The sequence below is a fragment of the Deltaproteobacteria bacterium genome (genome assembly GCA_009692615.1).
GTDB lineage: Bacteria > Desulfobacterota > Binatia > UBA9968 > UBA9968 > DP-20.
In genome coordinates this window covers 24,156-43,130 of record SHYW01000036.1, presented here as the reverse complement: position 1 = coordinate 43,130, position 18,975 = coordinate 24,156, and the positions used below count along the sequence as shown (strand labels likewise).

22 protein-coding genes and 1 pseudogene are annotated in these 18,975 nt (G+C 55.8%); 7 read left to right on the top strand and 16 right to left on the bottom strand.

Going from position 1 to position 18,975, the window contains the following annotated elements; translation table 11 throughout:
• Positions 1-392: 392 nt before the first annotated feature.
• Positions 393-710, top strand: coding sequence for an RNA-binding protein (locus EXR70_10935; protein ID MSP38993.1), 318 nt, complete (start codon positions 393-395; stop codon positions 708-710).
• Between the two features lie 111 nt (positions 711-821).
• Here EXR70_10935 and EXR70_10930 read toward each other — a convergent pair whose 3' ends face one another.
• The 12 genes and pseudogenes from EXR70_10930 to EXR70_10875 form a co-directional block, all read right to left on the bottom strand.
• Positions 822-1,175, bottom strand: a complete 354-nt coding sequence (locus EXR70_10930; protein MSP38992.1) for a hypothetical protein — start codon at positions 1,173-1,175, stop codon at positions 822-824.
• Positions 1,176-1,373: 198 nt separating this feature from the next.
• A complete protein-coding gene (locus EXR70_10925) occupies positions 1,374-1,724 on the bottom strand; it encodes a hypothetical protein (GenBank protein MSP38991.1) in 351 nt (116 codons plus the stop codon).
• A 357-nt stretch (positions 1,725-2,081) separates the two neighbouring features.
• Entirely contained in the window at positions 2,082-2,402 is a 321-nt protein-coding gene (locus tag EXR70_10920; GenBank protein ID MSP38990.1) for a hypothetical protein, read from the bottom strand.
• Between the two features lie 169 nt (positions 2,403-2,571).
• On the bottom strand, positions 2,572-4,230 hold the full coding sequence (locus tag EXR70_10915; GenBank protein ID MSP38989.1) for a phosphomannomutase: 1,659 nt from the start codon (positions 4,228-4,230) through the stop codon (positions 2,572-2,574).
• Between the two features lie 45 nt (positions 4,231-4,275).
• Positions 4,276-4,476 carry a hypothetical protein gene (locus EXR70_10910; GenBank protein MSP38988.1) on the bottom strand — a complete coding sequence of 67 codons (201 nt, stop codon included), beginning with the start codon at positions 4,474-4,476 and terminating at the stop codon, positions 4,276-4,278.
• Between the two features lie 275 nt (positions 4,477-4,751).
• Positions 4,752-4,979, bottom strand: a complete 228-nt coding sequence (locus tag EXR70_10905) for a hypothetical protein (GenBank protein ID MSP38987.1) — start codon at positions 4,977-4,979, stop codon at positions 4,752-4,754.
• A 347-nt stretch (positions 4,980-5,326) separates the two neighbouring features.
• A complete protein-coding gene (locus EXR70_10900) occupies positions 5,327-6,217 on the bottom strand; it encodes a fatty acid desaturase (GenBank protein ID MSP38986.1) in 891 nt (296 codons plus the stop codon).
• A gap of 236 nt (positions 6,218-6,453) precedes the next feature.
• A complete protein-coding gene (locus EXR70_10895; protein MSP38985.1) occupies positions 6,454-7,137 on the bottom strand; it encodes a Crp/Fnr family transcriptional regulator in 684 nt (227 codons plus the stop codon).
• 70 nt (positions 7,138-7,207) lie between these two features.
• The gene (locus tag EXR70_10890; protein MSP38984.1) at positions 7,208-7,435 is read right to left on the bottom strand and encodes a hypothetical protein; all 228 of its coding nucleotides are present in this window, start codon (positions 7,433-7,435) and stop codon (positions 7,208-7,210) included.
• A gap of 53 nt (positions 7,436-7,488) precedes the next feature.
• Entirely contained in the window at positions 7,489-7,983 is a 495-nt protein-coding gene (locus EXR70_10885) for a hypothetical protein (protein MSP38983.1), read from the bottom strand.
• A 129-nt stretch (positions 7,984-8,112) separates the two neighbouring features.
• Positions 8,113-8,220: pseudogene (locus EXR70_10880) on the bottom strand (cold shock domain-containing protein).
• A gap of 11 nt (positions 8,221-8,231) precedes the next feature.
• Positions 8,232-8,600: a hypothetical protein gene (locus EXR70_10875; protein MSP38982.1), complete on the bottom strand. Its 369-nt coding sequence runs from the start codon at positions 8,598-8,600 to the stop codon at positions 8,232-8,234.
• Positions 8,601-8,931: 331 nt separating this feature from the next.
• On the opposite strand from EXR70_10875, the gene EXR70_10870 reads away from it, so the two are divergent.
• From EXR70_10870 to EXR70_10850, 5 genes are all read left to right on the top strand, one after another.
• Complete coding sequence (locus EXR70_10870; GenBank protein ID MSP38981.1) at positions 8,932-9,918, top strand: hypothetical protein; 987 nt, start codon at positions 8,932-8,934, stop codon at positions 9,916-9,918.
• 176 nt (positions 9,919-10,094) lie between these two features.
• Positions 10,095-11,369 carry a hypothetical protein gene (locus EXR70_10865; GenBank protein MSP38980.1) on the top strand — a complete coding sequence of 425 codons (1,275 nt, stop codon included), beginning with the start codon at positions 10,095-10,097 and terminating at the stop codon, positions 11,367-11,369.
• Between the two features lie 87 nt (positions 11,370-11,456).
• A complete protein-coding gene (locus EXR70_10860) occupies positions 11,457-12,497 on the top strand; it encodes a glycine/betaine/sarcosine/D-proline family reductase selenoprotein B (protein MSP38979.1) in 1,041 nt (346 codons plus the stop codon).
• A 27-nt stretch (positions 12,498-12,524) separates the two neighbouring features.
• The gene (locus EXR70_10855; GenBank protein MSP38978.1) at positions 12,525-12,734 is read left to right on the top strand and encodes a hypothetical protein; all 210 of its coding nucleotides are present in this window, start codon (positions 12,525-12,527) and stop codon (positions 12,732-12,734) included.
• A gap of 204 nt (positions 12,735-12,938) precedes the next feature.
• Positions 12,939-14,012, top strand: coding sequence for a HAMP domain-containing protein (locus EXR70_10850; GenBank protein MSP38977.1), 1,074 nt, complete (start codon positions 12,939-12,941; stop codon positions 14,010-14,012).
• Between the two features lie 184 nt (positions 14,013-14,196).
• On the opposite strand, the gene EXR70_10845 is transcribed toward EXR70_10850, so the two are convergent.
• Positions 14,197-15,330: a transporter substrate-binding domain-containing protein gene (locus tag EXR70_10845; GenBank protein ID MSP38976.1), complete on the bottom strand. Its 1,134-nt coding sequence runs from the start codon at positions 15,328-15,330 to the stop codon at positions 14,197-14,199.
• Here EXR70_10845 and EXR70_10840 point away from each other — a divergent pair.
• Entirely contained in the window at positions 15,308-16,327 is a 1,020-nt protein-coding gene (locus EXR70_10840; protein MSP38975.1) for a hypothetical protein, read from the top strand. The genes EXR70_10845 and EXR70_10840 overlap by 23 nt on opposite strands.
• 76 nt (positions 16,328-16,403) lie before the next feature.
• Here the strand turns inward: EXR70_10840 and EXR70_10835 are convergent, their stop codons facing one another.
• The 3 genes from EXR70_10835 to EXR70_10825 all read right to left on the bottom strand — a co-directional run bounded on the left by EXR70_10835 (position 16,404) and on the right by EXR70_10825 (position 18,188).
• Positions 16,404-17,231 (bottom strand): hypothetical protein, encoded by an 828-nt coding sequence (locus EXR70_10835; GenBank protein ID MSP38974.1) that lies wholly within the window; start codon positions 17,229-17,231, stop codon positions 16,404-16,406.
• A 326-nt stretch (positions 17,232-17,557) separates the two neighbouring features.
• Positions 17,558-17,938, bottom strand: coding sequence for a PIN domain-containing protein (locus EXR70_10830; GenBank protein ID MSP38973.1), 381 nt, complete (start codon positions 17,936-17,938; stop codon positions 17,558-17,560).
• Entirely contained in the window at positions 17,925-18,188 is a 264-nt protein-coding gene (locus tag EXR70_10825) for an AbrB/MazE/SpoVT family DNA-binding domain-containing protein (GenBank protein ID MSP38972.1), read from the bottom strand. Before EXR70_10825 ends, EXR70_10830 begins: the two co-directional genes overlap by 14 nt.
• Between the last annotated feature and the right edge of the window lie 787 nt (positions 18,189-18,975).

The following is an 18,975-nucleotide window of genomic DNA, read 5'->3' as shown; positions in this document are numbered from 1 at the left end:
CGGCCTCAACCACGGTGATCTCGCTGCGATATACTCGTTGAATTACGTCTAGTCGTTTCTCGTCTTTCATTGTCAGGGTTGTCATCCTTCCACCCTGACATAATTACGTTGCCGTTAACCCCTGACATAATCACTTTGCTACAACATGTACGGATCGCGGTCATTGACACCCAGGTACAAACAACGTAGAATGTTTTTACCTACTTCAGTAAATGGCCTTCTGAATAAGGCATACCGATGCGAAGGCCTACCAAGTCTCACCAAGCGAAAAGATTTCTATAGGACATCCGACCAGGGCGTGGTTCCAATTTTTGTTTCCCATGTTCTGCTCCCATTAGCCGTCAGCTTCTCAAGGCTGAGACACTAACTTTCTCTCTATTTAGGAGGAGAACATGAATAATAAATTATACGTTGGCGGTCTGTCATATTCCGTGACCGATGGCCAATTACAAGAACTTTTTGCCGCCCATGGCGCCGTCGAATCAGCCCGCGTGATCGCCGATAAGTTTACCGGTCAATCGCGCGGCTTTGGCTTCGTCGAGATGAGCTCGGGCATCGAAGCGCAAGCTGCGATCAGCGCCTTGAACGGCACCCAGCATTCGGGCCGCAGCCTAGTGGTCAACGAGGCGAAACCGCAAACCAACCGCAGCGAAGGCGGCGGTGGCGGCAGAGACAGAGACAACCGGGGCGGTGGCAACAACCGCTGGTAGAATAGTCTTTTAGGCTAATACCAAAAGAGGCGCACCTGGTCGGGTTGCGCCTCTTTTTTTTGGGTGGCTGAGAATTGCAGTCGTGAGTTTGCCCCAGCAGAAAAAAATTTTCTACGCGGCTTTATCCAGTTCGCGGCGTAAGCGCGCTTTAGCTTGCTCCAGCCAATAATCGGACTCTTTGTGGGCGTCGGGGTCGTTGTAGCCGAGTAAGTATTGGTTAGCCAACTTTTCTCCGGCGCCGATCAAGTCGCCGGCGATCCCCAGATGGTTTAAGTCCTGGACGATCCCCTTAACTTCCGATTGCATCCCGTAGTCAGTGCCGCTAGCTTCGACCAGCGCCCAGCAAATCACCACCTGACTGGAAATCTTTATTTGCTGGCTGTCCGCTTCCTGACAATAAATCGCTTTCCACCCAGGTTGGGCCGCGATGACCTGCAAGATTTTCGAATTATTACGTGTGTTCATTTCACGCGAGCTTCTTCGGTTGTTGCTTACCAAGCGCGCTTTTAGCCGCCTGGGTGTGTTTTGTTTGTTTCTGTTTCTGGCTCTTTTCCTTGTCCTTCTTACCTCGATCGCCCATTGCAAACCTCCCCGTCGTTGAACTCGTCTAACCGGCTCGATTTTTTTTGCCGCCGTCGGTGCTAAGAACTCGGGCAGCTCGCGCTATTTCGCGCTTTCCATCAGTTGCTTGGCGCAACCCTCGGCGACTTTATTGTCCGGCTTGTCTTCGCCAGGTAGGGTGGCCCAGCCCTGTTCTTCGACGAACTTCTGGCCGTCCCAAGAATCCTTGGCCTTGATCTCTTTGAGCTTGGCCTCTTTCTTAGGATCCTGGTTGAAGCGCGCGACACAGCTTGGTGTGAAGCGTTTGGCGACGGAGTTCTCGGCAATATCCTTGGCCAGTACCTCCGCGGTGCCACCGGTCACCCAGCCGCCCCAGTTGAAGCCGACGATCATCGCCAAGATCGCGCCACCGATAGCGCTCCAAACACCAAATTTAATTTTCTGCCAATCCATCAGTCGTTTCCTCCCTTAATAATTGCGATTTTTGCCAGCGCGGACTCAAGGCACCGCACAGATGACAAATCCAATAGTCTGAGTACTGTTTCGACAGCGAGCTGTCTTCGCAGGTGGTGCAACACCGATGGCTGCAGGATTCGCAATCGCTGCTGCTCATCGAAGCGCCGGACTGGCGCGGCGAATGTGAACGAAAAGCCATGTAAACGTCCTTCTTCCCGGTATATCTCGCGCCGTTTACTCACTGCTGCGGCACTTGGTGATAACAATAATCCGGCTCGTCAACGGAGTTCTGTCTAATATTGAACAATAGCAAAAATAATTCCGGCCCTATTGTTGCCGGGTCAGAGCCTCAAACTAGCTGACCGCACTGGCGGCGATTTGGTGCGAGGTCGAGTTGGCGACCTCGAAAGCTTGCACCAAGGGCGCGCCGTCGATCACATTGGACAGGGTACGCAGGATATCCGGATAGGTTTTTTGGCTGTAGGCCTCAGCGTCGGCCTTGGTCTCCCAAAGGCTGATCGCCACCGCTTCGTTGCGTTCCGGCGCGATGAAGCTGATCTCGTCCTCGAAGCCTTTTTGCCGGCGCAGCAAGGGAATGACCTGGCCTTCGAGAATGCTGGTAAATTCAGCGCTGCATTTCGACTTGAGCTTAAAACTGACGTTGCGACTATACATATCAACCTCCTGGATTGAATCGGTTAGAGGGTGGAGCCGGACGGCGACCTTGAAGAATTTCAAAGTGGTCGTAAAGAGAAACCCTATGCCAGTGCCTTAAATACTTTACGCTCACTGTCGAGCGGTTACCGTCTAGTTTTGGACGGTTACTAAAAAAAAGCGAGATCGCTCAGGAAAGCGCTCGTTCCAGCTGGCGCAAGATGCCGTCCGGTTCGCGCACGGCGCCGGCGACGATGGCGTCGGCGCGCGCTTGGGAATCGCCGTTGGCGTAAATGCGCAGCTGGGGCGCGTTGCCCGAAGGCCGGATATGGGCGATGTCGCCGTTACGAAAATAAATCCGCACTCCGTCAAGCGTGTTGACGCGCTCGATGTCCGTGAATCCGAGCGCGGGGGTAAAGACGCGCGCTAAGCTCACTTTACAATCTTGCCATTTTTCATTGGCAATTGCGAAATTCACGTCGACGACGTCACTGTCTGGAATCAGTCGCTGCAGAATCGTCTTGCTCGCGGTTACCGGGAAGTTGTCGAGCAAGCCGGCCCGGCCAAAGCGCGCCGGTAAGCGATCCCACAAAGTCGATAAACTAATGCCTTGCTCGGCGGCGGCGAACAGATTGGCCAAGATCGGCAGCAGCGCGTCGCGGGTCGGCAGCGCCGGCAATAATTGGCCAGCATGCAACCTTATCTCGCTGCCGGTCAAAAATCCGCCGTTGGCCTCCCAGCCGACGATCCGTTGGTCGTTTCCCGCGCCGCGCAATGCGTCGAGAGCGGCGACGACGTAGGGCGAGCCAATTTTGGTATGCTTGAGCAAGATGTTGCGTTCGTGCAGCCGTCGTTCGACGGCGTCGTTGGCGCTGATCGGTACTGCCGCCGCATCGGCGCGCAGGTATTCGGCGGTGACGATGCCGAGCAGATCGCCGGGTAAAAAACGCACCCGTCGGCCGCCAGGCTTAATTTGGTTAGCCGGCAGCACGGCACAAACCAACGGCCGGTCGGAATCGCCATCCGTCGACACAATGGCGTCGATCGCTCCTTCGGCAGATTCCGCGTTGAGCGCCAAGGCTTCCAAGCGCTTCAATTGTTCGTCGGTGATGTTCTCGGTGTCGATGGGAATAAAAGTGTCGCTGCGGCCGGCACTGATGACAGCGGCGCCGAGTTCGCGCAGGATACGCACCAACAAGTCGCGCCCCACCGCGGAATGCTGATAGACGAGCACGTGCCGGCCGGCGAGGCCATTGCGCTTAAAGCAATTCAGATAGCGGTGGAGATAATTTTCTTGCGCCGTAACATCGAGCACCGGTAGCACCGGCGCGATCTTGAGCATGCCGCTTGTGTTGAACTGTGATTCCGTCGAGCTGCGGCGATACTCTTCGGCGCGCACGCGCGCGACTTCCCGCAGGATCGCCGGTTCGTCCGACTTGAGCAGCTCACCGGCGCTTTTATTGAGTTTGATGCCGTTACGGTCGAAGGGGATGTGGCTGCCTGTCACCATCACTCCGGCGCGGCGATCGGCGATGGCGTGGGCGACCAGTGCCGGCGTCGGGATTTTCCCGGCGTTCTCCACGCGACAGCCGGCATCGATTACCGCTTGAGCGCAGGCGGCCATGATGCGATCGCTGCTCGGCCGTAAATCGCCGGCGATGACGACGATGCTGCCGGCGGCGATGTCGTGGCAGTTCAATAAATACTGGAGCGTCGCTTTGACGTTGATGTAAGCTTCGAGGTCGGTGATATCTTTGACCAGACCGCGTAGTCCACTGGTGCCGAATTCCAGCGGTATCGGCGCGTAGTTAAGAAACGAAGCTGAGTTTTCTAAGTTAGTTTCAGCCATTCTCGAGTATTCGTGCTTATGATGAATGCTTCACCCCGATAACGACTAGGACAATGCCGCCGGCCAACACCAAGCCGCCGAGGAGCGGCGACAGCAATAAGATATCATGAATCTCGGGATAGCATGCAGCGGGCCAAGGGCGACGCGCTGCTCGCGACTGGTGTGAGTCACCAACGGGTAGATAAACGCCGTGATGGCCAAGAAGATCAGCGCGATGCCGAATTGGATGATCGATTTAGTCTTCATCGGGCGACCGGCATCAATAGGAATCATTATCCTTGTAGTTACGCCGAATGCGCAGAATCCCGAGCACCACGAAAGCACAAATCACGACTAGTTGAATAATGCCGCTAACCAGCGTGAGCGTGCCAAAAAATCCCAGCAGTCCGGTGACCACAATCATTGCCAAAATAAACCATAACATTCTAGTCCCTTCCTTTCGTCGTCATCGCTCGGCTATTGGCGCTTGACCGCGATCGAGAGAGGCACCGCGCGGATCGCCCGCCTGGCGCCAACCACGGTCACTTGTTATCGACCCAGCGTATGGCCTCTTTTATCGCGAAGGCGTCGGCCTCCGCTTCGGTGCGGCAAACTTTATCGAGTCGATCGTGAGATGCGAGCGCACGGTTTGAGGGACCGTTACTGTTTTGCTGCGTCAATCTAAAGCGCGGCACCCAGCTGCCGCGTTGGCCGAGCTCAAACGACTCACTGTGAATCAGGCAGTTTTTGTAGGTCAGCTCGTTTTTCATAAATCGCTCCTTGGCCCCTTCGCCTTAGCGCCGATGACTGAGTTTTTTGCTTTCGCTAAAACAATACTGGGGTCCATCGCGGCGGGTCTGCAGGCGATGCAAGATGATACCGATCATGGTTAACGCCACAGGGATGGCGATGGCCAACAATGGACTCATTCCATGACTCCTTTTGTCGCCGTCGACGGTGCGCGGCGGTGGGGAGGGTGAGGCGAAGGCTTACTTGATGGATTTCAGGTAACCTCTGAGGGGAACCCTATGTCGCTGGTGAGGAGTCCCGAGCCTAGGTAAATTGACCGGTGATAGCAAGCCGAGTTGTGGAGATTTAAAACTTCCTAGCGCCAGGTTTAAGGATGCTGTTCGCGCAGCGTCTTCAACGCGCGAAAGCTCACCAGCTTTTTGCGCTTTTCATCGCATAGCCGCAGTTGCAGAGTCTTCAAGCTGCTTCGCAGGGTCATGATTTTGACTTCCTGAAACGCCGGAATGTGGTCGTGGCATGGTTGCAAGTTGTAATTGGGAATGCTCGGGCGCACGTGATGAACGTGATGAAAGCCGATGTTGCCGGTGAACCATTGGAGGACTTTCGGCAACTTGAAATAGGAGCTGCCTTCGAGCGCCACTTTGAGCGGATCCCAAGCTTCATGGCGGATCCAGTAAACGTCCTCAAATTGATGCTGAATGTAGAACAGCCAGAGGCCCAGACTGCCGGCGATCAGAATGATTGGCAGTTGCACCAGCAGATAGGTACGCAAACCGATGGTTTCGTTGGCCAGCGCGGCAATGATCACGAGCGCCAGATTGGTGCGAAACACGCTGCGGCGTTCGCGTTTCCCTGCGCCTCGGGTGGGAAATCGATGGAGGAACAAAAAGAGCAGCGGCGACGCCAAACCGAGAGCGATAAATGGGTGGCGGTAGAAGCGGTAGGCGATGCGGCGCCATTTCGATGCCGTCAGATACTCTTCGACGGTCATGGTCCACACGTCGCCGATGCCGCGCCGGTCCAAGTTGGCCGCCGTGGCGTGATGGGTGTTGTGGGCGCGGCGCCAATCTTCAAACGGCGTGAAGGCGAGCACGCCGGTGATGTAGCCGAGGATCGTATTGGCCTGGCGCGACGCGAAGAACGAACCATGACAACAATCATGGAACAGGATGAATACTCGCACTAGGAAGCCGCCCGCAACCAGCGCCACCGCGAGGGTCAGCCAATAGGGGAAACCATGCTGCACCAGATACGCCATCGCCGCCCATAGTGCGATATAAGGAACCATGGTGTTGAGAACTTGCCATAAGGATTTGCCGAGATGGGAGCGGCCAAACTTGCCAGTGATCTCATACCATCCGGTCTTGGTTGTATTAGGGATAGATTCATTTTGCTGGTCTAACACTGCACACCTCATGAAGTGAAAAGCCTATTTAAGTTGGCTCGCCGCGGCGCTGATCGATTCATTGGTAGAACTCAGGGACGGCAGGGATGCTATGCGATCTGTGCCAAGTAAGCGGTAAGTTTTTTTTCTTTGATGATGAGGAAGCGATCTTCATTGGTCTCGATCAGGCCGAGATTGTGAAAGCGCTGCATGAATAAGCTGATCCGCGGCCGGGTGGTGCCGACCATCGCAGATAGTTCTTCATGGGTGATCTTGAGCTCGATGCGGATGCTGTGCGGATCTTTCTTGCCCATGGTGCGCGCCAACTGTAACAATGTCTGGCCCAAGCGCTGTTCGCTATCCACCGTGACCAGATTGGCGATCACCTGTTGCTGGTCGGCAACCCGTACCGCCAGGTAGCGCACGAAACCTTCCATCAACGACTCGTGGTTCAGACGGGCAAAAAATAATCCGCAGGGAATCTGTTTGACCGTCGTCGATTTCATCGCCGTGGCGGTTTCCAGCCGCGCGCCCAAGCCGGAAAGGCAGAGCTCGCCGAAGATGTCGCCGCCGCTGTGGATCGCCAGCAGACACTCTCTGCCTTCGGCGGAGAGCATCAGCAGTTTGATCTGGCCGCTCTCGATGAAGTAAACCATCTCGTCTTGCTCGCCGCAGGTGTAAACGTTGGCGTGACGAGCAATCTTGATGGCGTGGGCGTTGGCGGTGGCGCGCTGCAACGAGTCGCGTAATTGCTCTTTGAACTGATCGGCTTGGGGCTTCTGTTGAATCATCATCAAATCTTTGGTTTAGGCCGGGGCTACCCCAGGGTCGCCCGCAGCCTAAAACCGTTGACTGCTGGCGCGGTTAATTTTGATCGATTCGCTCCATCGCCTTTTTCATGGCAAAGTCATCGGCCTCGTCTTCGGTGGCAAAAACCTCACTGAGTTGAAACTGCTGGGAGGGAAAGTCTTGGCCTTTGATACCGTTGTTCTGCCGCGTGCAGTTGTATTGCGAGATCCATTTGCCGTTCTTTTCCCGTTGAAACGACTCGCCGCGAATCAGACAGTTCTTGTAGGCGATGCTGGTTTTCATTTGTTCACTCCGTTAACCGCGCTTCGCAATCTGAGTTCCCGCAGCGCGCAGCGTTATTCGGCTTTGCGCACTTGGAGCGCCTTGTCGACATGTTGTTCGGCCTGGATTTTGGTCTCGCCCAGGACTTCGGCGATCTCGCAGACCAGTAGTTTCTTGGCGCGTTCCAAAGTTTGCCGATCGTGGGGCGCCAGCGCTTTGGTCTCGTTCAACTCGGTGAGCGATTCGATAATCTCGGCGAGATCGAAAGCCGAGCCGGAAGCCATCAATTTAGCGTTGTCGCTAGCGCGTTGCTTCCAGTTCCGCGTTTTTACGATTTCGCTCTTCAAGTGATGGAGCAATTTGGGTATCTCCGAGCGCTGCAACAGCTGGCGGACGCCAACCGCTTTGATTTTGTCGACCGGGATGAACAGCTCGCCGCCGGAATCTTCAAGGGGCGCCAGGCGGTAGAAAGCGGTCGAGGTGCCGCCCACCGATTTGTTGACTACGGCGCCGATCAAACAGGGGCCGTGACTGGGATAGATCACTTTTTCGCCAACGCTCAATGTCATCCGATTCTCCTCTTCAGGTTAGGGGCCACGCGATGCTGAAAAATGGCGCGTGCCGATTCCTTAGTTTGTCGGCTCGGGTTGAGCCTGGGCTTGCTCCAGTAACAAAATATCTTCATCCAAGCTGTTGACGCCCGGCACTTTCTCATTCTTGCGTTCCTGGCGGCGCGCGAGCTTTAGCATTTTCTTTTCCTTGCGGGCGGTTTCTTTTTGCCGTTTCTTAAATGTCTCAGTAGCCATGACTGTTCCTTTCAAGGGTTGAGAGTTGTCGCTGGTTGATCGCCATCTTTTTCAAGCCACTCAAGGATTTGCCGTATGCTGCCGGTGGCCATCGCAATGCTAGTGTCGGCGGCGCCGTAATAGACATCGAGCGTGTCGCTGTCGGCAACCACCGTCGTGCCGCAGGGAAAGACCACACTGTCGACGTCGCCGTGCAACTCGTAGGGCGTCTCCGGGGCGAATGCCCATTGGTTGCTGCGTTTGAGACAGACTTCCGGCCGCGCTAAATCGAAGAGCGCCAGGCCTAAGCGGTAAATCGCCCCGGCGGCGGTTTGGCGCACACCGTGGTAAATCACCAGCCAGCCCTGCACAGGTCGGTGGTAAACGTCGCGATGCCGCACTGGCCCGGCAGATAGTTACCGATGAAGGCGATCCGTTTGATCGTCGATGGATTCAAGTTTGGTTTCATGAAGCAGCGTCGTTGCCCGCGTCCGGGTTTCAAACAGATTGCTAGACTAGAAACGCAAAGAGGCGGTTACCCTAAGGAACCGCCTCTTTGAAACTCGGGATTTTGGACCGAGTGTTTTCTATTTGGACGTTAGGTTAGCAATCGTTAGAGGCACTATAGCAGACGCGGCGCGCAAAGATAGTCCTGACGCGTCGACAATTTCAGACGAAAGCTTTTTTACTATCGGTCTGATAAAAGTATATTTAGAGTTATGGAGGCATTTGGTGAACAGAACGTTTCGGACAATTGTCTATTCGATCCTTGTTACCGCGATTGCGGCAAGCACCGCTGAGGCGCAAACCCGTAAGGTACGTGTCGCCATGCCAGGCTACACGATTGCCGGGCTGTCGTTTCTGACGGCGAAGTTGAATGGTTGCTACGCAAGCGAGGGGTTGGACGTCGAGCTGATCGCCATGCGCGCGGCGACGGCGAATCTGGCGGTGCTCAGCGGCAGTGTAGAATTTTCCAGGGTGCCGCTGGTCGGCATGAACACGGCTTTGCGCGGTGGCGCGCTGAAAGTCTTGATGATGCACTTCGACAAGCCGCAGCATGTGCTTTTCGTCAAGAACGAGCTGCAAAATCTAAAATTATTGCGCGGCAAAAAGATCGCCGTGTCCGGGCCCGGCGTGATCGACGATTTGTTGCTGCGCGAAGTGCTGAGCGCCAACGGCATCGACGCCGGCAAAGATTTGACCATCCTTACGTTGGGCGCGGCGGATACCCGTGTGACCAGTTTGATCACCGGCGCGGTGGATGGCGCGATGATCATCGCGCCGTTTACGTTTGCGGCCAAAGACGCCGGCTTTCGCGAGCTGGTAGTCTTCAAAGACCAGGGGATTCTCTTGGCGAGCGGCGGCATCGTCGCCCGCGACGAAACCCTACGCGCCGAGCCGGCGCTAGTGGAGCACTTCGTGCGCGCTTCGGCGATGGGCTTTATCCATTCGCGCGACAATCGCAGCGGCGCGATTCGCGTTCTGACCAAAGCTCTCAAGATCGACGAGCAGATCGCGACCAAAGTTTACGACGCTTCGCGGCCGACCATGACCGCTGACGGTACGGTGAACGAAGAGGCGCAGAAGCGCATGGCGGCGTTTGTCGCCAAGACCGCGGTGCTCAAAGAAGTTGTGGCGGCGGAAAAGGTTTTCGATTTTTCCGTGCTGCGTAAAGCTAATGCGGCGCTGCACGCGAAGGGCTGGCAGCCGGGATCGTGAGTTGATAATAACCACAGCGCAAGATTGCTGAACTCGTCTCTCGGAGTCCTTCGACAAGCTCAGGACGAACGGAGAGAAGCTTGAATGGCTTGAAATAATTCCGTTCATGCTGAGCTTGTCGAAGCATGTTCCACTTTTTTTTAGTAACCTGCTAGAGTCCAAGGCGAGACTAATTTATGCAACTGACACTGACAATTCATCCAATCACGGCAATTCAATTTGGCGCTGAGTTTCGCTTAGATGGGACCACGTTGCGGGTTAATCAGGACGAGTTACGGAGTCTCGTGCTTGAAGACGGGTTGATTGAAACGGTTAGTTTCGAAATCGCTCAGCCCGGCGAAAGTCTGCGCGCTGGACCGGTGTTCGACATCGTCGAGCCGCGCGCCAAGGCGCCGGGCGGCAGTTCCGATTGGCCGGGCATTCTCGGCGCGCCGTTGACGGCGGGCAGCGGCACGACGCATGTGCTCGCCGGCGCGGCGGTGACCATGCTGCGCGAAGATTCTTCCGGCGACTCGCGCGGCGCCACCGGCTACGTTTTGGAAATGAGCGGCGCGGCGGCGGCGGGCTCGCGCTATTCGTCGCTGCATCATTTGATTGTTGTGCCGCGCACTAAAGCAAAAATGCCGGCGGCCGCGCGGCAACGGAGCTATCGCTTGGCGCAACTCAAAGTGGCGGTGCACTTGGCGCGCGCGGCTTTCGATTCGACACCAGCGCGCAGTGAGGTTCTCGACATTTCCGCCGGTGAAAATCGTTCCGGCCTGCCGCGGGTCGCCTACGTCGGACAGATTTTTTCGCGGCAGAGAAAACCCGAAGCTGAAGAACATATACTTTACGGCGCGGACACTGACGGCATGTTGCCGACGTTGCTCCATCCCAACGAATGGCTCGACGGCGCGCTGGTGCCGTCCTATCACGCGTCGTTGGGCGGCGCTGAAACTTATTTTTACCAGAATCATCCGGTGATTACGGAATTATATCGGCGCCATCGGGCCGGCGAGTTGAATTTCGCCGGCACCGTGGCGACCATCGCGTCGGCGAATAATTTTGACCGGGAGCGCAATTGCCGCTTCGCAGCCAATTTGACCAAGTGGGCGCTGCGCGCCGACGCTGCGGTGCTGACCAAATTCGGCGGAGGCGTGCCGCACACCGATTTGTCCGAGACCGCCAGATTGTTGGAAACCATGGGCGTCAGAACCGCGGTGCAGGTGACCGACCAGGCGCGCGATCAACGGGTCGAGTCGGCGCTGTTGTTTAATTTCCCCGAAGTCGACGCCATCGTCTGCGTCGGCGGCAACGGCACGCACTGGAAGCTGCCGCAGGTCAAGCGCGTGATTGCCGCCAACAGCGGCTTGGCCGAGCTGCTCGCCGGACCGTTCGAGATCGAATCGCTCAACGTCGTCGGCGTGGCTAATCAACAGGGCGCGTCTCGCTTGAGGTCGATGGTGTATTAAGAAGGCAATAGGCAGTAGGCAACAGACAATAGTGAAGAAGCGATTGTTTTTACTGTTGCCTGATGCCTGTTGCCCAAGGAGTTCAAGATGCGAATCGTTCATTACCTGAATCAGTTTTTTGGCGGGCTCGGCGGCGAAGAGCAGGCTGGCGCTGGGTTGGAAGTTCGCGATGGCGCTGTCGGGCCGGGGAAATTGTTCGAGCAGCTGCTTGGCGATGGATCGCAGATTGTCGCGTCGCTCATCTGTGGCGATAATTTCGCTGTCGAGAATCAAGATTCTGTGATCGCTCTCGCTTTGGACAAGGTTCGCGAAGCGAAGGCGGATTTGTTTCTTGCCGGTCCGTGTTTTCTTGCCGGGCGCTACGGCATGGCCGCGGGCGCGCTGTGCGCCGCGGTGCAATCGAAATTAAATATCCCAGTGATCACGGGCATGGCGCGAGAGAATCCCGGCGCCGATCTCTATCGCGAGTTCCTGTACATCATCGATTCCGGCGACAATGCGGCGAAGATGCGCGATGTGCTCGCGCGCATGGCGGCGCTGGCGATTAAATTGGCCCGCCATGACAATATCGGCGCGCCCAAAGACGAGGGCTACATCGCGCGCGGTTTGATTCGCGATCAATTCGTCGAGCGCACGGCGGGGGAGCGTTTGGTCGATATGGTTTTGGCGAAAGTGAAAAGCGAACCGTTCGAGTCGGAAATGTTGCCGACGACATTTGCGCCGATTCCCATGCCGCCCGGCGTGAAAGATATCAAGCATGCCAAGCTCATGCTCATCACTGACGGCGGTTTGGTGCCCAAGGGCAATCCCGACAAGATTCAAGGTTCGGCGGCGACGCGCTGGGGTTCATACAATATTAAAGGCTGCCAAGATTTGCGCGGCGAGGACTACGAGATTTCCCACGGCGGTTACGATCCGCAGTTTGTTCGCCAGGACCCCGACCGCTTGGTGCCGTTGGACGTCTTGCGCGAGATGCAAAAAGAGGGCTGCATCGGCGAACTGCACGACGAGTTTCTCTCGACTTCCGGTTTGGCCAATCCGCTGTCGAACACCCGGCGCATGGGGCGCGAGATGGCCGAGAAGGCGAAACGGCTCGGCATCGACGCGATCATCCTCACGTCCACGTGAGGCACCAGCACTCGCAGCGGCGCTGCGATCACCACGGAATTAGAAAAAGCCGGCATACCGACGGTCCAGATCACCGCCGCGCTGCCGATCGCGAAAATGGTCGGCGCCAACCGCACCGTGCTCGGCAACGGCATCGTTCACGTTGTCGGCGACGCCAGCGTGAGCGCCGAAGATGAAAAGAAAGTCCGCCGCCGTTTGGTCGAGCAGGCATTGGCGGCGCTGCAACGCAACGAGTAGCCGGCGAGTTTGCGCAGCAAGGCTGATTACTGCGCCAGTTGCCGCGAATTTCTTTCGAAGTGCTTTTCGACCCGCGAGCCACAACTAATAACTTCACAGGTTACTTTCTCGTCAAAGCGGTTTAGAATAGCTCCATACGAATTTTCGATCCCGCCGGTGGCGGCGCCGCGATGGCGCTGCCGGGGCGATATTTTTTAACCGACCATGAACGCCAAACGAAAATCCTTTACCGCGATTCTGATTGCGCTGGTTCCTAGCTGTTTATTGCTCGACTACTTGTTTTTCAGCGATGAGCCCTGGAGCGCGAGTCGCTTCGTGAGCCAAGAGGTCGTCGGTCTGGTGGCGGTCTTTTTTTCAGCCATTGGCGAGCCGGCGAATTCCAATGTGGTGCAGCAATCCGTATTCGCTATTTGCTTGGTGATATTGGGCGGCGTTTTGTTGTGGCGCAGTGCGCTGCTTGCCGGCAAGTTGGGCGGCGAAGCCGCGACGCCATCGGATCGCGCTCCCAGCCGCCGTCGGTTTGGGTTAGCGACCAAGTTATCGCTCAAATTTTGTGCCGTTGGTTTGCTGTTTGTCGTCGGCACTTGGCGCATCGTCAATGGTTTTTACCTGGTGCCCTTCGAGCATGAGATCAAGCGGCGTGCCGAAGTTGTCGCCTTGGGTCTGAGCGAACTAATCGCCCAACATTTGGCGGCGAATGGTGAGAAACAGATCGCTGCCGAAGTCGAGCGTTATGGGTCGGCCAAGGCGGTGGCTTACGTTTTTGTCGAAGAGGCGAGCGGCCGGATCGTCGCCAGAACGCCGGCCGGGCTAGAGCTGACTGGTCAGCGGGATTTTCCAAAATCGGCGGAGCGCGCGCTCAAAGGGGTGAATCTGAAATTTGCCGGCGCCGAAGTTTTCGAAATCGCCAAGCCGATCGACGAGGGCAAAAGTGGATACGTTCATTTAGCGATTTGGCGCGCTGCCATTGCCGAGGATGCGCGTCTCGCCGTGGCGCCGGTCGCCGGCTCGATTTTGGTTGCGCTGCTCGGGATCACGGTTCTCTTCGTCCTGCGCTTGCGCGGCTTGTGCCGACCGTTGCGCGATTTGATCGAGCCGGCGGAGAAAATCAGCCGCGGCGACTTTGCTGCGATCCTCGATCTCAAACGCGAGGATGAAATCGGTGAGTTGGCGCGCTCCATCGATCGCATGCGTTCAAGCTTGGGCGCCGCCATGCGCCGATTCGATCCATCCAAACCGGCAGTGCCAGAACGACCCAATCAAAAGACCGCCCCTTAGCCGGCGAAAATCTTTCTTATCCTGAAACCGCAACCAGTCTGATAGTTTTGAACTTCCCCCTTTGGAAAAGGGGGATCGAGGGAGATTTGGTTGTTGGGACGTTCTTGTAGCAGGCTGCAATCCAATGAGCCAAGAAAATCTCCCCTCGCCCCTCTTTTTCAAAGAGGGGAAACGAAAGCTGAGTTTACCGGCTGGCGTACAGCTCTTTGACGAAGCCGCTGCTCTCCAACTCCTGCAGGAAACGATTGTCGAAAAAATCTTTCGGGTTCGCGGTCGCCGCTTTTGGATGATTGGTCGCGGCGAGCGTTCCGCGCACCGATTCTTCGGTGACGTAGGGCACCTGGGGGAACAGCGGCACGAAGCTGTTGTAGGCTTCTTCAGCGATTTCCGCGTCGGTGCTGCCGAAGTGGCGCGCGCTCGCTTGTTTGGCGAAGGCGGGCTGTTCTTTGGAGACTTTCAATCCCGCCATGAATGCCTTTAGAAATGACTTGATCAACTCCGGATTCTGTTTGGTCAGCGAACGGTGGACGGCGGCGCCGATGAAAGTATAGGGCAACTTGAGCGCGCCGATGTTGACGATTTGTTTGTAGCCCAAGCGCCGCGCCATCAGCGTGGTCGGCGCCGACAGCACCGCGGCGTTGACGATGCCCTTGTCGAGGGCGGCCAGCGCATCGCCTTGACGCGAGAAGTACAAAACTTTCATGTCTTTCTGGGTCATCTTGTATTGCTTCAAGAGCGCGATGGAAGCGTGGTCGGAGGCGGCGCCCTTGGTGATAACGCCGAGGGTTTTGCCGCGCAGATCCGCTACCTCTTTGAATTCCGTCCTGCCGTAGAGCGAAAAGGCATAGGTGGGAACTTGCAGCGCGACACAAACCAATTCCGCTCCGCTCAAGATCGCGTTGATCACCGCGCCGCCGGTGAGCGCGATATCGATGTCGCCGGAAACCGCGGTCTGGGTGAGCCGCGCGCCGCCCGGAATGTAAATCGAATTTAAGTCGACGCCGTAAGGCTGATCGAGCTTGCCGGCTTGAATCGTCCAGAGTGGAATCACCGCGCCGTTCAACTGCGGATAGCCGACACGAATCGTCGTCGGCGCCGCGGCGGCGTGAAGAGGATTGGCCGCAAAGAACGCAAAGTACGCAAATAAAAAAGTCGCGACGAGCTTCGTTGAAATCATCTTTGTTAATTCCCTTCCGTTGTTCAGCGCTGCAAACGAGCCATGTTTAGCAGGAATTCGACCAGCCGACAAAGGTCTTGTCGGATTGTGCAGCTCTGGAGTATTGGTGGAAATCGCCATGGTACGTAGCATCCTACACATCTCGAAGGCCGCAAAAAGCTTTTTTGTGTCCTTTGCGTTCTTTGCGGCCAATCTCTTAGTCTTTGTTCCAGGTTCGACTCACGCCGCAGACAACGTGCGCGTTGCGAGCGCGTCGCTGACTTCGCCTTCGGTGCTTTATCTCCTCGTCGCGCAGAAAGAGGGCTACTTCAAAAACGAAGGGCTTAACGTCGAGATCCTTAACATCCGCGGCGAGCTGGCAGCCAAGATCACGTCCGTCGGTGAAATAGATTTTTTCACTCAAGGATTTAGCGGCCTCGGCGCCGCAGTGCGCGGCATTCCGCTCAAGATTCTCATGGTCGCCGACGAGAAGCCGGATTGGGATTTCATCACCCAACCGCAGATTAAGTCCTTCGTGCAACTGAAAGGCGCCGCCATCGGCATTCTTTCCATCGGCGGCACCGTCGCGGTGGTGACGCGGGAGATACTGCGCAAAAACAATTTGGACCCGGCGAAAGACGTGAACCTCATGGTGATGGGCGGCAACGACATGCGCTTCATCTCGCTCAAGGGCAAAGTGATCCAGGCGACGCTCCTGGACGCGGCCAATAGTTATCGCGCGCAGAAGGAAGGCTTCACCAAACTCGCAGCCGCTGGAGATTATGTCACCGAATATTTTAGCGGCGGGATTGTCACGTCAGTGGACCGCATCAAGCAAGCGCCGGAGAAAATCGCCCGCTTCATAACCGCGGCACTCAAAGGCTATCTGTTCTTCACCACGCGCCGTGAACCATCGATCAACTACATGATGCAGTTTCTCAAATCGAAAGACCGTGATGCGATCAGCGCGATCTACGACGCCAGCGTGAAAGTGATGACGAGGGACGGCACCGTTGAAGAAAAAGTTTTGCAAGCGGTCATCGAAGACGCCCAACGCTCAGCCGGCGTGAAAAAGGAAATTCGCACTGTGGACTATTTCGATTTTAGTTTTTTACGCAAGGCGAGGGAGCAATTGAAGGCGAGTGGGTGGCGGCCGTGAGGAAGGCGTTAAGGTTGTTCAAGTTACCGTAATATCGCCCGTTAGATATTGGATTTGAGTTTCTGTATTTGATCATTTAATCTTTGTCTTCAGGGGCGTGCTGTTTCCGACGCGTCCGCCTTAAGGATTCGGTACGCGGCACAGCTGCAGCCATTGGACTGGTTGCGGGCGCTGAAAGTCGGTTAGGGAGAAAGTAGGATAGCGGTATTCCCGCGACGGTCAAGAGAACTCCCAGCAGTGAAAGCTCCGATCCGTAGCGACTAGCGAAGGATGGGTCGAAGTGAGATACGGAAAACCCTGCCAGAAACTGATCGAAGGGAAGGACAAAAAGCATCGCGATCCCCAGGCAAGCCAGTAGTACAGGAATGATTAGTCGTGGCTGTCTAGTAACCAGCCAGGTGAAGAACCCGTACCACGCTACGAGAAAACAGATAGTAAAGATGATGAATCCCACAATCCCTCGGAACATTGATCCCCCCATCGGAGATGAAATTGCAAGAAGATCGCTCTTTACCGAGGCAAAAAGCGCATCAACCTGCTCAGGAGATTGCCCCTCAACGGTAAGCCTCCGATCCCAGTCGTAAAACAATATCGAAACGGTCGCTACAGGAGCGGTGTTGCGGATTACCGCGGATGCGGTGTACGAGATCTCGGTTGCGAGTTTCGGTAATTTTACCCCAGAATTTTCCAATTGGTGACCGGGGATCTTTATCTCGGCGTCTCCAAACTTCAGGCGTAGTGTTGCGGAGTACGGGCCTGGTGTCGATGCGCTGTTCGCGCTCAACATCAACTTGGCACATTTGTCGAGAACTGTTTGGAGTTCCTGATAGGTAATTCGCAGAGGCGGGAGCGAGGCTGTTTTTGTGTAAGTCGGCTCATCAGCGAAGAGGTTGCCTTGCAGCATGCCCCAGATTGTAAAAGCTACAGAGAGGGAAGAGTGTCTGAAGTTCATAGGATGGTTCTTGAAGCTCCCAAATTTCGAGTCTACCCGTGGTTCTTCAGGAAGTTACTTTGGTAGCATCTTAACTGAAGAGAAGAACCCTGGATTTTGCTTTACTGCATTCAGGCCACGCGCTTTTCTTGCATCACTTTTCCAACAACCCCGTCAACTGCACCAACTCTTCAAACCTCGCGCTCCATTTGTCGCCGTCCGGCACCGGCGTTTTGCGGTTGCCGACTTCGTCGGTGGCGCCGATATTGCTCACGATGAATGGGAATTTCGTCTTCCGCTTACAGTGTCTCAGCTCCATCGAGTTTGCCGAGCTTCCGGTCGAAGGTTCCTAGAGGAAGGTGGCCGGTTTTTCTGGCTACCTCAAGGATCAAGCAATCGCTAAATCCCAGGACGGGACGGCGACGATAATTCTCTAGCGCGGCGGTGACGGCGTCGGGATCTTGAATCGTAAGGTCTCTGTGATGCAGGAGCATTTCGATGGCCGTTGCAATGTCGCGATGGCCGAGATTGTAGACAGCCTTAAGAACCCAAGTGGTTTCGATTAGCACTAAGTGTGATACCCAAGCGCTTTTGCTGACGAAGTCCTCGGCCGCGGCGACCTGCTTGGCATCGTCGCGGGTCAAGAGTCGTACGAGGACGTTGTTGTCAACGGCGCGCATGCTTTGCTTTCATGAAGCGCTGGATGCCTTCGTCAAATTCTTTGACTTTTTTTGCTTTGGGCGGTTGCTTCGGAAAGAGCGCTTGATGGATGTTCTTTGACGAATACCGTCCAGCTTTGCGGACTACGACCATATCGCCTTCTTCACCCCATTCCAAAACGGAGCCTGGGCCGATGCCAAGTTTCCGTCTCACTTGAGCAGGAACGGAAATTTGGCCTTGTGCGGTGACTTTGGATTGCGCGAGTGCCATAAAAGGCACATTACCACGGTAATGGACGGTCGACAAATTCAAATAAGAGTTCACAGGCGAGAGATGAAGACCAAACAATCCGGCGCCATCGAAGAATCCAGGATATCGCCTCGCTGTATCCAGGCTACGGACTAACGTTCCAAAAGCGCAGTCAACTGCACCAGCTCTTCAAACCTTGCGCCCATTTGTCGGACCAGAGAGCAGCGACGCTGTTGACTAGCTGGACTAGCTCGACGACGGTCTCCCATTCCTGGAGTTTGTCCATTTAGTCAACAGCGTCCCCTTTCGCCCATGGCCTATATAGCCGGTCAACCCGATGAACGACAACGTATCCCCACCGGCAGGCAAAGTGCGGTGGTAATGCGTAATGCTCGTTGGGTTCCCTGCATAAACTGGGATACGGAGAGTCCGCTGGGCAGGGAGTCAAACGACGACATTTCACTTCTTTTAGAGCTGTCAGCGGGTAATTCCCCGGCTGGATGGTCGAGCGCTGACATCAAGGGGCTTCAGATCGCGTCAATAGCGGGGAAGGCCTATGAATTGGCTTCAGCTCGTGGCCTAGGACAGTCGCTAGACATCCACCAATTTCTCCAAGACATCCCTACCTAAAAACTCTACCAACGGTGAGCTTCGTAAGGGAGACCCAACGGATCGGTGTGGGTATTCCGATCTGTTTGGACCGTAACTCCAGAAGCATTACGGCCAACTGAAGCAGATCTCGTCCCTCATCGAGTCGATTCCATAAGCGATGGCACATAGGCAGGACGCAAACCCGACTCGTGGAAAT